Source organism: Dickeya oryzae, assembly GCF_020406815.2.
Lineage (GTDB): Bacteria > Pseudomonadota > Gammaproteobacteria > Enterobacterales > Enterobacteriaceae > Dickeya > Dickeya oryzae.
The window spans coordinates 611768-625468 of the sequence record NZ_CP162670.1 but is presented as its reverse complement, the minus strand read 5'-3'; the positions used below and the strand labels follow the sequence as shown (position 1 = coordinate 625468).

General features: G+C 53.3%; 13 protein-coding genes. 8 read left to right on the top strand and 5 right to left on the bottom strand.

Annotated elements, in window-relative coordinates:
* Window positions 1-246 precede the first annotated feature (246 nt).
* Window positions 247-2223 (bottom strand): biosynthetic arginine decarboxylase, encoded by a 1977-nt coding sequence (speA, locus tag LF929_RS02650; protein WP_210174632.1) that lies wholly within the window; start codon window positions 2221-2223, stop codon window positions 247-249.
* Window positions 2224-3019: 796 nt separating this feature from the next.
* Between speA and metK the strand changes: the two genes are divergently transcribed.
* The 7 genes from metK (at window position 3020) to ruvX (ending at window position 8539) form a co-directional block, all read left to right on the top strand.
* Window positions 3020-4174 (top strand): methionine adenosyltransferase, encoded by a 1155-nt coding sequence (gene metK / locus LF929_RS02645; RefSeq protein ID WP_016940693.1) that lies wholly within the window; start codon window positions 3020-3022, stop codon window positions 4172-4174.
* A 124-nt stretch (window positions 4175-4298) separates the two neighbouring features.
* Entirely contained in the window at window positions 4299-4811 is a 513-nt protein-coding gene (locus LF929_RS02640) for a SprT family zinc-dependent metalloprotease (RefSeq protein ID WP_210174633.1), read from the top strand.
* A gap of 100 nt (window positions 4812-4911) precedes the next feature.
* On the top strand, window positions 4912-5610 hold the full coding sequence (endA, locus tag LF929_RS02635; protein ID WP_210174634.1) for a deoxyribonuclease I: 699 nt from the start codon (window positions 4912-4914) through the stop codon (window positions 5608-5610).
* Window positions 5611-5738: 128 nt separating this feature from the next.
* Window positions 5739-6473, top strand: coding sequence for a 16S rRNA (uracil(1498)-N(3))-methyltransferase (gene rsmE, locus LF929_RS02630; RefSeq protein ID WP_016940696.1), 735 nt, complete (start codon window positions 5739-5741; stop codon window positions 6471-6473).
* Between the two features lie 11 nt (window positions 6474-6484).
* The gene (gene gshB / locus LF929_RS02625) at window positions 6485-7438 is read left to right on the top strand and encodes a glutathione synthase (protein WP_019843316.1); all 954 of its coding nucleotides are present in this window, start codon (window positions 6485-6487) and stop codon (window positions 7436-7438) included.
* Window positions 7439-7544: 106 nt separating this feature from the next.
* Window positions 7545-8108, top strand: coding sequence for a YqgE/AlgH family protein (locus LF929_RS02620; protein WP_226093630.1), 564 nt, complete (start codon window positions 7545-7547; stop codon window positions 8106-8108).
* Window positions 8108-8539: a Holliday junction resolvase RuvX gene (ruvX, locus tag LF929_RS02615; protein ID WP_038905740.1), complete on the top strand. Its 432-nt coding sequence runs from the start codon at window positions 8108-8110 to the stop codon at window positions 8537-8539. Before LF929_RS02620 ends, ruvX begins: the two co-directional genes overlap by 1 nt.
* A gap of 124 nt (window positions 8540-8663) precedes the next feature.
* Here the strand turns inward: ruvX and fbp are convergent, their stop codons facing one another.
* The gene (gene fbp, locus LF929_RS02610; protein ID WP_016940700.1) at window positions 8664-9668 is read right to left on the bottom strand and encodes a class 1 fructose-bisphosphatase; all 1005 of its coding nucleotides are present in this window, start codon (window positions 9666-9668) and stop codon (window positions 8664-8666) included.
* A 170-nt stretch (window positions 9669-9838) separates the two neighbouring features.
* Between fbp and mpl the strand changes: the two genes are divergently transcribed.
* Window positions 9839-11221, top strand: coding sequence for a UDP-N-acetylmuramate:L-alanyl-gamma-D-glutamyl-meso-diaminopimelate ligase (gene mpl / locus LF929_RS02605; protein ID WP_038909079.1), 1383 nt, complete (start codon window positions 9839-9841; stop codon window positions 11219-11221).
* 204 nt (window positions 11222-11425) lie between these two features.
* Here mpl and tnpA read toward each other — a convergent pair whose 3' ends face one another.
* The 3 genes from tnpA to LF929_RS02590 form a co-directional block, all read right to left on the bottom strand.
* Window positions 11426-11884, bottom strand: a complete 459-nt coding sequence (tnpA, locus tag LF929_RS02600) for an IS200/IS605-like element IS1541D family transposase (protein ID WP_033570971.1) — start codon at window positions 11882-11884, stop codon at window positions 11426-11428.
* A gap of 195 nt (window positions 11885-12079) precedes the next feature.
* A complete protein-coding gene (locus tag LF929_RS02595) occupies window positions 12080-13378 on the bottom strand; it encodes an adenylosuccinate synthase (protein WP_016940702.1) in 1299 nt (432 codons plus the stop codon).
* Window positions 13379-13477: 99 nt separating this feature from the next.
* The gene (locus LF929_RS02590) at window positions 13478-13678 is read right to left on the bottom strand and encodes a DUF2065 domain-containing protein (RefSeq protein WP_012886267.1); all 201 of its coding nucleotides are present in this window, start codon (window positions 13676-13678) and stop codon (window positions 13478-13480) included.
* Window positions 13679-13701: the final 23 nt, after the last annotated feature.

The window sequence follows — 13701 nt, the reverse complement described above, 5'->3', positions numbered from 1 at the left end:
CGTTGCGCCACAACGTTGTCATCAAAGTATTGCCAGGCCGCACACACAAAACGGCATGCTAACCGGAAAGCGTTAATCCGCCTTACTACACGCCGTACTACACACAACCAGACGTGCTATTTAATAAAAAACTGACGTACAGTGTAATAAACGCAGACATACCGTACAGCAGTCAGTATGGCTGCCACGCCCGAAAAAGAAAAAGGTTGAGTGCCTTATCAGCACTCAACCTTTTCTGACGAGAGATTATTCGTCTTCCAGATAAGTGTAACCGTATAACCCGGTTTCAAACTCATCAAGGAACTGTGCCTGCAGTTCCGGTGCCAGATTGGCTCCCTTCACCTGATCGCGGAAGCGAGACATCAACACATCCGGGTCAAGCTGCACATATTCCAGCATATCGGCCACGGTGTTGCCTTCATCCGACTCTTCCAGCTCAACCGTCCCATCCTGGAATACGAACACGTCCACGGTCGAGGTGTCGCCAAACAGGTTGTGCATATTGCCGAGGATTTCCTGATACGCTCCCACCATGAAAAATCCCAGCAACGGTGGATTTTCCGGGTCGTAAGGCGGCATCGGCATCGTTGTGGCAACGCCATCGCCATCCACATAGTGATCAATAGTACCGTCAGAATCGCAGGTGATATCCAGCAGAACCGCACGACGCTGCGGCGGCTTGTCCAGCCCTTCGAGCGGTAACACCGGGAATAACTGATCGATCCCCCAGGCATCTGGCATCGACTGGAACAGCGAGAAGTTGACATACAGCTTATCCGCCATACGTTCCTGCAGTTCATCAATAATCGGCCGGTGCGCGCGGTTACTCGGGTCAAGCTGCTGCTGAAGGCGCTGGCAGATATTCAGATAAAGCTGTTCCGCCTGTGCCCGCTGGGTCAAATCCAGCATACCGTGGGTGTACTGGGTGTGGACATCATTCAGGTCCATCTGGCTGTCGTGCAGCCATTCACGCAGCGAACGGCGGTTGCCCGGTTCCTGAATTTCCTGCCAGGTGCTCCACAAGCTTTCCAGCGCACGCGGTGCGTCTTCATCCGGTGCCGTCGGCTCGCTGAATTCGTTACGCTCTACCCCGATGATATTGGATACCAGCACGGTGTGATGCGCGGTCACCGCACGCCCGGACTCGGTTATCACCATCGGATGCGGCAAGCCGTGTTCGTTACAGGCGTCGCCAATCCCCCAGATAACGTTATTGGCGTATTCGTTCAGGCCGTAATTGACCGAACAATCAGACTGCGAACGAGTGCCTTCGTAATCAACGCCCAATCCACCGCCTACGTCAAAACACTGAATATTGACGCCCAGCTTATGCAGTTCAACGTAAAAACGCGCCGATTCACGTACGCCGGTGGCGATATCACGAATGTTCGCCAGTTGTGAACCTAAGTGGAAATGCAGCAGTTGCAGGCTATCGAGACGGTTGGCGTTACGCAGCAGTTCCACCAGTTGCAGTACCTGTGTCGCGGCCAGGCCGAATTTGGACTTTTCACCACCGCTCGACTGCCACTTGCCGGAACCCTGCGATGCCAGGCGCGCACGCACGCCCAAACGCGGTACCACGTTCAGACGCTCGGCCTCTTCCAGCACCAACTTGATTTCCGACATCTTTTCAATGACCAGATAGACCTTGTGACCCAGCTTTTCGCCGATCAAGGCCAGTCGGATATATTCACGGTCTTTATAACCGTTACAGACGATAACGGTACGGGTCATACCCGCGTGGCCCAATACCGCCATCAATTCCGCTTTGGAGCCCGCTTCCAACCCCAACGGCTCACCAGAATTGATCAGGGATTCAATGACGCGGCGATGCTGGTTAACTTTGATGGGATAAACCAGAAAATAGCCGCCTTCATAACCGAAAGACTCACGCGCGCGTTTGAACGCGGCATTAATGGAACGCAGGCGGTGTTGCAAAATCTGCGGGAAGCAGAACAGCGCAGGCAGACGCTGATTATCCTGCTGGCGGTTTTTTACCAGTTTGGCCAGGTCGACACGCGCCTCTGGCACGTCCGGATCCGGGCACACGCTGATGTGGCCCAGTTCGTTGACGTCGTAGTAATTATTGCCCCACCAGGCAATATTATAAGTTCTCAGCATCTCGCTGGCGTCGCGGTCATTCATGGCTACCTCCTGCATGGAGCGCAGATGATCGTGTTTACCCGCCGCTGACGAGTACGGTTGAATCATATCGTCAGACATGGCGATCCCCTTCTTCCACTTCTAGATGAATAATCACATTTTTTCCCGCAACAAATACCGGCGACATAGCAAAAGCGTGCATCGCTGGCAGTGAAAAAACCGACGGGCAGTAGTATGCCGTCGTTTTATGACTCTTATTAGTGTAAAACACGATGTCAGACTCCGAGATTCGGGTCGGTGAAAACCAGGGAAAACACCGCCAGGAAGAACGCACATGCATTCACTGGCGCGGAGAAAAAAGCAGGTTAGCCAGCTCGGGAGTCCTGCGTTGCGCTGCGGGACAGGCAACTTCGGGCAAATGGCGGAAAGGATTGAGTCAGTGACGCAGTGGCGTCAGAAGAAAAGCGCGGCAGGCGCAACTCACTCAATAAACAACGGATCATTAATCCTATCACCTCCACGCTCGCCGCAGATGATGCGGTCAGGCTATCACGACAACCATCAGGAAAACGGTCAAACAGTATCGGCAAGCGTCTTGTCGCAGCACTCGCTGGTCTCTCAGAATTGCTCTCTTAGAACAAGCGTCGCGCCACATTTTGAGGCCCCGAATGACGGACAACAAAACCGCCCGCCGTTTATACCTATCCGTCCCCGGAAAAGCAAAATGAAAATGGTAAAAAAACCTATCATTGGCAAAAATGGCCGATGAACATATTCAATCCATCGACGCGGTACAAAAACTGCTGGCATGGGGCTATCGTGTGGCCTAGAATAGCCATCCAGATGTTAATCCATCTATACTACTGATTAACTGAATTATTGATTAATGGCTTTAGCTTATAAGGTAAAGAAACTCATGGCTAAACACCTTTTTACGTCCGAGTCGGTCTCCGAAGGACATCCTGATAAAATCGCTGACCAGATTTCCGACGCCGTCCTTGACGCGATTCTGGAGCAGGACCCCAAAGCGCGGGTTGCCTGCGAAACTTACGTAAAAACCGGTATGGTGTTAGTTGGTGGTGAAATCACTACCAGCGCCTGGGTGGATATCGAAGAAATCACACGTCGCACCGTCCGCGAAATTGGCTACGTCAACTCAGAAATGGGTTTTGACGCCAATTCTTGTGCAGTACTGAGCGCCATCGGCAAGCAGTCTCCGGACATCAACCAGGGCGTTGACCGTAAAGACCCGCTGGAGCAAGGCGCAGGCGACCAGGGTCTGATGTTCGGCTATGCCACCAACGAAACCGACGTGCTGATGCCAGCACCGATCACCTATGCACACCGTCTGGTGCAACGTCAGTCTGAAGTGCGCAAAAACGGCACCCTGCCGTGGCTGCGTCCCGATGCCAAGAGCCAGGTGACCTTTGCTTACGACAACGGCAAAATCGTCGGTATCGACGCCGTTGTATTGTCTACCCAGCATTCAGAATCCATCGGGCAGAAAGACCTGCAGGAAGCGGTGATGGAAGAGATCATCAAGCCGGTTCTGCCGTCTGAATGGCTCTCTGCCAATACCAAATACTTCATCAACCCGACTGGCCGTTTCGTTATCGGTGGCCCAATGGGTGACTGCGGTCTGACGGGTCGTAAAATCATCGTTGATACTTACGGCGGTGCCGCACGCCACGGTGGTGGTGCATTCTCTGGTAAGGATCCGTCCAAAGTGGACCGCTCCGCTGCCTACGCCGCCCGTTATGTCGCGAAAAACATCGTGGCCGCCGGTCTGGCAGATCGTTGTGAGATCCAGGTGTCTTACGCTATCGGCGTTGCAGAACCGACCTCCATCATGGTGGAAACCTTCGGTACGGAGAAAGTCTCCAGCGATCGCCTGGTTGATCTGGTTCGTCAGTTCTTCGATCTGCGCCCTTACGGTTTGATTCAGATGCTGGACTTGCTGCATCCGATCTACCAGAAAACCGCAGCTTACGGTCACTTTGGCCGTGAAGAATTCCCGTGGGAAAAAACCGACGTGGCAGAAAAACTGCGCGATGCCGCAGGCCTGAAATAATCCGCTTTTCTGACATGCCAACGGCGAAGCAGCGCTTCGCCGTTTTTTATTGCCGAAGCCTGTGGGCATGATTATGTCTGCAGCCATGATTGCATCCGGCTCGCCCAGCCCGTAAGCTGCCAGCATGAACACACCACGCCTTCCTATCGCCCTGCAACAAGCGGTCATGCGTTGTCTGCGAGAAAAACTTCAGCAGGCCAATACCGTATTAGGCAGCGATTATCCTGAACCGATCATCAACTACCAGCAACGCGGTTCCACAGCAGGCAGCGCCTGGCTCAAAGAGTGGGAAATCCGCCTCAACCCGGTGTTATTACTGGAAAACCAGCAGCCGTTCATTGACGAAGTCGTGCCGCACGAACTGGCGCACCTGCTGGTCTACGCCCGTTTTGGTAAAACCGCGCCACACGGTCAGCAATGGCGTTGGATGATGGAAAGCGTGTTGAACGTCCCCGCCCGTCGTACCCATCAGTTTGCGACAGCATCAGTCCAGGGGAAAACCGTCCCTTATGAATGCGCCTGTCGCCGCCATGAACTCACACTGCGTCGGCATAACCGGGTGATAAAGGGCGAATCAGAATACCGTTGTCGCTCTTGCGGCGAACGGTTACGCGCTCTTGTAACAAAACCTGTTTAAACAAAAATAGCCGGCATTTAATACTGTATTTTTTGAGTTTGCCTGTACGGTCTTCCTCAGGTACGCTGCCCGTTTTTAACCCTGCAGGTGACGTTGGAATATGCTTCGCAATGCTGTCATTTTCGTGGTGTTGGGCACAGGCCTGACAACGCTGGCCGTAGCCGGTCAGAACATCAATAATTTCACGCAAGCCAAAGCCGCCGCCGTGAAAATCCATCAGGATGCCCCCGGTACCTTCTACTGCGGCTGTACCATTAACTGGCAGGGTAAAAAAGGGACGCCGGACCTGGCCTCCTGCGGCTATCAGGTTCGCAAAGACGCCAACCGCGCTCATCGTATTGAGTGGGAACACGTCGTGCCTGCATGGCAATTTGGTAATCAGCGCCAGTGCTGGCAAGACGGTGGCCGCAAGAACTGCACCAAAGACGATGTTTACCGCCAGATGGAAACCGATCTGCACAACCTGCAACCGTCAATTGGTGAAGTGAACGGCGATCGCGGCAACTTCATGTACAGCCAGTGGAATGGTGGCGAGCGTCAATATGGCCAGTGCGAGATGAAGATTGATTTTAAAAACCAACTGGCAGAACCGCCCGAACGAGCACGCGGTGCTATCGCCCGCACCTACTTCTATATGCGTGATCGCTACCATCTGAACCTGTCCCGCCAGCAGACCCAACTGTTTGATGTCTGGAGCAAACAATACCCGGTCACCGCGTGGGAATGTACCCGTGAAAAACGCATCGCAGCGATACAAGGCAACCCTAACCCCTATGTGCAAGAGGCTTGCCAGCCCTGATGCTGCTCCCTACTATAACAGCTTGTCTCTTATAATAAGCGCCGCCGTCGCCACCGTTGCTATAACGGTGGCCGGGGTCTGTCAGGCTTTGCCCCTTCGATTAACTACCACCTAAGGCCAGATTATTCATGCGAATACCGCGCATTTTTCATCCCGATACGCTTGCCCCACAAGGGGGAGAAACCGATCTGAGCGAAGACGCCGCCAACCATGTGGGCCGGGTACTTCGCATGAGCGCCGGGCAGGCGCTGCAACTGTTTGACGGCAGTAATCAGGTTTTCGAGGCCGAGATTGTGCAGGCCGGGAAAAAAAACGTGCGGGTCCGTTATGCCGCCGGTCAAACGGAAGACCGGGAATCGCCCTTGCACCTGCATTTGGGCCAGGTGATGTCACGTGGCGAAAAAATGGAATTCACTATCCAAAAATCCATCGAGCTGGGTGTTAATATCATCACTCCGCTGCTATCCGAACGTTGCGGCGTAAAACTGGATGGTGAACGGCTGGAGAAGAAAATCGCGCAGTGGCAAAAAATCGCCATTGCGGCCTGCGAACAGTGCGGCAGAAACCGGATACCGGATATTCGTCCAGTCCAGACGTTGGAAAGCTGGTGCGCGGAATCGGACAATGGGTTAAAACTGAACCTGCATCCGCGGGCATCGCAACACATCAATACATTGCCGTTGCCGGTATCACGCATCCGGTTGTTGATTGGCCCGGAAGGCGGATTATCAGCAGACGAAATCGCCATGACCGCAACCCAGGGATTTACTGATATCCTGCTGGGGCCTCGCGTTCTGCGTACAGAAACCACCGCGCTCACCGCAATCACCGCGCTTCAGGTGCGATTCGGCGATTTGGGGTAAAGGAGAGAATAATGAGAAAACTCGGTATCGTGATGGACCCGATTTCGTCCATCAATATCAAGAAAGACACCAGCTTTGCGATGTTGCAGGAAGCCCAGCGTCGTGGCTGGGAACTGCACTATATGGAAATGGGCGACCTCTACCTGCACGCCGGTGAAGCCCGGGCCACCACCCGCACGCTGAGCGTTCAATACGATTACAACCATTGGTATGACTTCGGTGCGACGCAGGACATCGCCCTGCATGAATTAGATGTGGTGTTGATGCGCAAAGACCCGCCGTTTGACACCGAATTCATCTACGCCACCTATATTCTGGAGCGGGCGGAAGAGAAAGGGACGCTCATCGTTAACAAACCGCAAAGCCTGCGCGATTGTAACGAGAAACTGTTCACTGCCTGGTTCCCGCAGTTAACGCCAGATACGCTGGTCACCCGCAATGCCGATCGGCTGCGGGCGTTCCATCAGCACCACAGCGACGTCATCTTAAAACCACTCGATGGCATGGGCGGCGCGTCGATTTTCCGCCTGAAGCCAGAGGATGCTAACGTATCGGTCATTATCGAAACGCTGACCGAACACGGTAGCCGTTACTGCATGGCGCAAAACTACCTGCCTGCCATTAAAGACGGCGATAAACGCGTACTGGTGGTCGATGGCGAACCCGTGCCTTACTGCCTGGCACGCATTCCGAAAAGCGGTGAAACCCGTGGGAATCTGGCTGCTGGTGGTCGGGGCGAAGCACGCCCGCTCAGCGAAAGCGACTGGCAGATTGCCCGTACCGTCGCACCGGTACTGAAACAGAAAGGCTTGATCTTCGTCGGGCTGGACATCATTGGCGATCGCCTGACCGAAATTAACGTCACCAGTCCTACCTGTGTGCGTGAAATCGAAGCCGCCTATCCGGATGTCTCTATTACTGGCATGCTGATGGACGCGATTGACCGCAGGCTGGCTCAGCGTTAACGATACACGGACCGTATCCCGGTCGGTGATGTAGAGCCCCACCCGGTTCGCTGCCCGGCGGCGAACCGGAAACATTCACTCCGACAGAGAAGCGATAATAAAGACGATGAATTTACAGCACCATTTTCTGATTGCGATGCCCTCTCTGCAGGACTCGGTGTTCAGGCGGACGGTGATTTATATCTGCGAACACAATGAAGACGGCGCCATGGGTCTTATCATCAACAAACCAATGGAACAGTTCACCGTCGAGAATATCCTCAAAAAGCTGAAGATTACGCCTGATCGTCGGGATACGACTATCCGTCTCGACAAGCCGGTGTTTTCCGGTGGCCCGCTGGCAGACGATCGCGGCTTTATCCTGCATACCCCTTGTGAGGGTTTTGCCTCCAGCATCAGTATTTCCGACGAAACCATGATCACCACGTCAAAAGATGTGCTGGAAACGTTGGGGACGCCGGAGCAGCCGCGCAATACATTGGTCGCGTTGGGTTATTCAGCCTGGCAAGGGGGCCAATTAGAGAGCGAACTGTTGGAGAACGCCTGGCTGACCGTACCGGCGGACCACCATCTGTTATTCCATACACCGATTGCTGAGCGCTGGCGTGCGGCTGCCAAAAAACTGGGTGTGGACATTCATAATATCGCAGCCGAAGCGGGGCATGCCTGATGGGAAACCGAACATTACTGGCCTTCGACTTTGGCACCCGCAGTATTGGCGTTGCTATCGGTCAGGAAATCACCGGGACGGCCCGCCCGTTGACATCGCTGAAAGCGCAGGATGGCATACCTGACTGGCAGAAAGTAGAGAAACTGCTCAACGAGTGGCAGCCCGCGTTAATCATCGTCGGCCTTCCGCTGAATATGGATGGTACCGAACAACCGCTGACCGCGCGGGCTCGTAAATTTGCCCAGCGCCTGCATGGCCGTTTCGGCGTCACCGTTGAGTTGCATGATGAGCGGCTCAGTACCGTGGAAGCACGCGCAGATTTGTTCGAACGAGGTGGATTCCGGGCGCTGGATAAAGGCAGCGTCGACGCGACCTCCGCGGTAATTATTCTGGAAAGTTGGTTCGAGCAGCAATTTACCCAGCCGCAGTAAATCGGCCCCGGCAGGCCATGTCGTCCTTACCTTTGTTATCAAGATTTTTCTTACTGATATAAACAATTCAGGCCCGCCAAAGCGAGCCTGAGTGAAATATGTCGTGCACAACAACTGACGGGGATTACTCGTCTGGGTAGTCGCGCAGGAACCCTTCCAGGTCTTCCACCATTGAGGTGTTACCGACAAAGAACGGCGCACGCTGATGCAATTTCTGCGGGACAAGATCCAGAATGCGGTTTTTACCATCACTGGCTTTACCGCCCGCCTGCTCAGCCAAAAACGCCATCGGATTACATTCGTACAGCAAGCGCAGTTTCCCTTCTGGATAGCTGGCAGTACTTGGATAGAGGTAAATGCCGCCCTTCAACAAGTTACGGTGGAAATCCGCCACCAGTGAACCGATATAACGGGTGGTATACGGACGCTGTGTCGCTTCATCCTGTTCCTGACAGTACTTAATGTACTTCTTCACACCCTGCGGGAATTTGATGTAGTTCCCTTCGTTGATGGAGTACATATTGCCTTTCTCCGGGAAACGCACGCGTTCGTGAGACAGGCAGAACACCCCCAGCGATGGGTCATACGTGAAGGCATGCACGCCATGACCGGTGGTATATACCAGCATGGTCGAAGACCCGTAAACGATATAACCCGCGGCAACCTGCTTGTGACCAGGCTGGAGGAAATCCTCCTCGCGCACCGGCATTCCCAGCGGAGTGATACGGCGATAAATCGAAAAAATGGTACCGACAGAGACATTCACGTCAATATTGGAAGAACCGTCCAACGGGTCCATCAATACCACGTATTTGGCATTTTCAGCGCGCTCACCGTCGAAGATAACGATTTCGTCTTCTTCTTCGGAAGCAATCCCTGCCACCTCGCCACGGGCTTTTAGCGCCGCTTTCAGCTTTTCATTGGCGTACAGATCGAGTTTCATCTGCACTTCGCCCTGAACGTTGGACACGCCGCTGGTGCCCAGAATATCCACCAGACCGGCTTTGTTAATGTCACGGTGAATAATCTTCGCACCCAGTTTGATGGCAGAAAGCAGAGCCGTCAGCTCACCAGTGGCGTGAGAGAAATCGTGCTGTTTTTCGACGATAAATTCGCCTAACGTTTTCATAACACTATTCCAGAATCTACGAATGAAAAGCGGTTTTATTTTTGTACCGCCAGCGTTTGCGTCTGCAGTGTAGCCCAAAGAGAAAGCGAGTACCTAGCAAATCCATTTCTTATGACGTATTCCAGGCGTTAGAATGGACGGCAGACTCTCTGAATATAGATGGAAAATGTATGCGTATTCATATTTTAGGAATCTGTGGCACCTTCATGGGAGGACTGGCGTTGCTGGCCCGATCACAAGGACATCAGGTAACCGGTTCGGATGCTAACGTCTATCCGCCAATGAGTACCTTACTGGAAGAGCAAGGGATTACCCTTATCCAGGGTTACGACCCCGCACAGTTGGATCCGGCACCGGATCTGGTCATCATTGGCAATGCCATGACCCGTGGCAACCCCTGCGTTGAGGCGGTACTGGAACAAAATATCCCGTATATGTCCGGCCCGCAATGGCTTCATGACCATGTTCTGCGCGAGCGCTGGGTCATCGCTGTTGCCGGGACCCACGGCAAAACCACCACTGCCGGTATGGTAACCTGGATTCTGGAGGATTGCGGCTACCAACCGGGGTTCGTCATCGGCGGCGTACCGGGCAACTTCACCGTTTCCGCCCGTCTGGGCGACAGCCCATTTTTCGTGGTAGAAGCCGACGAATACGACTGTGCCTTCTTCGACAAGCGTTCCAAGTTCGTTCACTACAGCCCGCGGACACTCATTCTGAATAATCTGGAATTTGACCACGCCGATATCTTTGATGACCTCAAAGCCATTCAGAAGCAGTTCCACCATCTGGTACGTCTGGTGCCGGGCAAAGGTCGTATCATCGTTCCATCGCACGACCTGCACCTGAAGCAGGTGATGAGCATGGGATGCTGGAGCGAACAAGAACTGGTGGGTGAAGAAGGGATCTGGAAGGCGAAAAAAGTCACCACCGACGCCAGCGTGTTTCAGGTATACCTCGATGATCAACTGGTTGGGGAAGTCACCTGGAATCTGGTGGGTGAACACAACATGCATAACGGCCTGATGGCTATCGCGGCAGCGCGTCATGTCGGTGTCACACCAGCAGAAGCCTGCCGGGCGCTGGGCGGTTTCATTAATGCCCGCCGTCGACTGGAACTACGCGGTACCGCGCACGGCGTGTCGGTGTATGACGATTTTGCTCACCATCCGACAGCCATTCTGGCAACACTGGCTGCGTTACGCAGCAAAGTGGGTGGGACCGCACGCATTCTCGCCGTGCTGGAACCCCGCTCCAACACCATGAAGATGGGTCATTGCAAAAACGAGTTAGCTCCTTCTCTGGGGCGTGCTGATGGCGTATTCCTGTTCCAGCCCCAACATATCCCCTGGCAGGTCTCTGAAGTGGCTGACGCCTGTGTTCAGCCCGCCTACTGGAGTGCCGATATCGATACGTTGGTGGAGATGGTCTGCAAAGTCGCGCAGCCGGGCGATCATATTCTGGTGATGAGCAACGGTGGTTTCGGCAATATTCACAACAAACTGCTGGATGCCCTGAATACCAAAGCTCAGGCGACGCACAACGAAGATTGACTGAGACTGCCACGATACGATGCCTGTCGCCGACAACCCGCTTGTCGGCGAGCAGACAAGAGTGGAAAGGTAAAGGCAGATATTAAAAGGCAAAAATAAATATCCTCCGGCATAGCCGGAGGTTTTTCATATGCGCCTATAAGGCTCTGTTACCAGCCGCGCCCTAACAGGCGCATCGCAATCTGACATTTGCATCCAAATCCGTTACTTACGGCCCGTAAACGGGCTACCTGGATACGGGATTGATAACTGCTCGCCCAGTTTATCCTGCTCCAGTTGGTGCTTTATGTAGTCCCGGATCTTCGATGTATTTTTACCCACCGTATCTACATAATACCCTCGGCACCAAAACTCCCTGTTCCTATATTTGAATTTCAGATCACCAAATTGTTCATAGAGCATCAGGCTACTTTTGCCTTTCAGATACCCCATGAAGCTCGATACACTCATCTTCGGCGGGATCTCCACAAGCATATGTATGTGATCAGCACAGCACTCTGCTTCCAGAATCTGCACATTTTTCCATTCACACAGCTTTCTTAAGATACTCCCTACTACACGCCGTTTCTCACCGTAGAAGACCTGTCTTCGGTATTTGGGTGCGAAAACTATGTGATATTTACAGTTCCAGCGAGTGTGCGCTAAGCTCTTTTCGTCCCCCATTGGGACCCCCTTTTGATTTCTTGTTTGACCATTGCAGTTGCCAGACCGCAAGGTGTTTTAACAAATCAAAAGGGGTTTTTATATCCGCCCCAAAGCTGGAAGCTTTACGGAACCCCCAGCCTAGCTGGGGGTTTTCTATAGACAAGCAAAAAGGACGGGCTAAGCCCGTCCTTTTTCATGCAGCAACCACTGAAATTATGCGTCGAAAGGATCGCGCAGAATCATGGTTTCTTCGCGGTCTGGCCCCGTGGAAATGATATCCACCGGTACACCCGTTACTTCTTCGATGCGCTTAATGTAGTTCAGCGCTGCCTGCGGCAATTTGCTGCGCTCTTTCACACCAAAGGTGCTTTCAGACCAACCCGGCAATGATTCATAAATCGGCTCGATACCTTCCCAGCCGTCTGCAGCCAACGGAGTGACATCCACGTTGCTGCCATCAGGCATGCGGTAACCGACGCAGATTTTCACTTCACTCAGACCATCCAGCACATCCAGTTTGGTCAGGCAGAAACCGGACAGGGAGTTAATCTGCACCGCACGGCGTACAGCAACCGCATCCAGCCAGCCAGTACGACGGCGACGACCGGTAGTTGCACCGAACTCATTACCTTTCTGCGACAGGTGTTCGCCAACATCATCGAACAGCTCAGTCGGGAATGGACCTGCACCAACACGTGTGGAGTAAGCTTTAACGATACCCAAGACATAATCCACGTAACGCGGCCCCAGACCAGAACCGGTCGCTACACCACCTGCGGTGGTATTGGAGGAGGTCACATACGGATAGGTACCGTGGTCGATATCCAGCAAGGTACCCTGCGCCCCTTCGAACATGACGAAATCGCCACGCTGATGCGCTTTGAACAACAAATCGGATACGTCTACGACCATGCCAGTCAGAATGTCAGCGACTGCCAACACATCATCCAGCGTTTTCTGGAAATCCACCGGTTCGGCTTTGTAGTAATGCACCAACTGGAAGTTATGGTATTCCATAATTTCTTTCAGTTTGATGGCAAAACTTTCCTGATCGAACAGATCGCCAACGCGCAAACCACGACGTGCAACCTTGTCTTCATACGCCGGACCGATACCACGGCCAGTCGTACCGATAGCTTTCGCGCCACGCGCTTTTTCGCGGGCATTATCCAGCGCAACATGGTACGGCAGAATCAGCGGGCAGGCTTCGGAAAGCAACAGACGTTCACGCACCGGCACGCCACGTGCTTCGAGTGCGGTCATTTCCTTCAGAAGCGCATCCGGTGCCAACACAACACCGTTACCGATGATGCTGATGACATTCTCACGCAGAATACCGGAGGGAATTAAATGGAGAACGGTTTTTTCACCGTTGATAACTAGCGTGTGACCAGCATTGTGGCCACCCTGGTAGCGCACAACATATTTGGCCCGTTCAGTCAGCAGGTCTACGACCTTGCCTTTACCTTCGTCACCCCATTGGGTGCCCAGTACGACAACGTTCTTACCCATCTCAAGAATCACCAGATTGGTTAAAAAAGGATTCTAGCATCTCATCTTTCGGCTTTCAGTAGTTTTAGCACACGATTGCGCACATTTTTAGTGGAAATTTCAGCCGCCAGTTCGACTACGCAACATGTAGTAGATCACACACCCAGCAACCACAATACCACCACCAAACCGACGCAAAATATTATCGGGTAGCTGCGCCATCGTCAGGATCATCCGACGCCAGATACGGGGAAACAGCAAGGGCCCCAACCCTTCCATAATCAGCACTAACCCCAGCGCCAGCCAGATGCTCACATTCATAAAAAACTCCAGACAGAAAAAAG

What these genes read in the sequence shown, in the direction of transcription:
- speA (WP_210174632.1), bottom strand. Translation starts at nt 2,223, where the DNA reads ATGTCTGACGATATGATTCAACCGTACTCGTCAGCGGCGGGTAAACAC.
- metK (WP_016940693.1), top strand. Translation starts at nt 3,020, where the DNA reads ATGGCTAAACACCTTTTTACGTCCGAGTCGGTCTCCGAAGGACATCCT.
- LF929_RS02640 (WP_210174633.1), top strand. Translation starts at nt 4,299, where the DNA reads ATGAACACACCACGCCTTCCTATCGCCCTGCAACAAGCGGTCATGCGT.
- endA (WP_210174634.1), top strand. Translation starts at nt 4,912, where the DNA reads ATGCTTCGCAATGCTGTCATTTTCGTGGTGTTGGGCACAGGCCTGACA.
- rsmE (WP_016940696.1), top strand. Translation starts at nt 5,739, where the DNA reads ATGCGAATACCGCGCATTTTTCATCCCGATACGCTTGCCCCACAAGGG.
- gshB (WP_019843316.1), top strand. Translation starts at nt 6,485, where the DNA reads ATGAGAAAACTCGGTATCGTGATGGACCCGATTTCGTCCATCAATATC.
- LF929_RS02620 (WP_226093630.1), top strand. Translation starts at nt 7,545, where the DNA reads ATGAATTTACAGCACCATTTTCTGATTGCGATGCCCTCTCTGCAGGAC.
- ruvX (WP_038905740.1), top strand. Translation starts at nt 8,108, where the DNA reads ATGGGAAACCGAACATTACTGGCCTTCGACTTTGGCACCCGCAGTATT.
- fbp (WP_016940700.1), bottom strand. Translation starts at nt 9,668, where the DNA reads ATGAAAACGTTAGGCGAATTTATCGTCGAAAAACAGCACGATTTCTCT.
- mpl (WP_038909079.1), top strand. Translation starts at nt 9,839, where the DNA reads ATGCGTATTCATATTTTAGGAATCTGTGGCACCTTCATGGGAGGACTG.
- tnpA (WP_033570971.1), bottom strand. Translation starts at nt 11,884, where the DNA reads ATGGGGGACGAAAAGAGCTTAGCGCACACTCGCTGGAACTGTAAATAT.
- LF929_RS02595 (WP_016940702.1), bottom strand. Translation starts at nt 13,378, where the DNA reads ATGGGTAAGAACGTTGTCGTACTGGGCACCCAATGGGGTGACGAAGGT.
- LF929_RS02590 (WP_012886267.1), bottom strand. Translation starts at nt 13,678, where the DNA reads ATGAATGTGAGCATCTGGCTGGCGCTGGGGTTAGTGCTGATTATGGAA.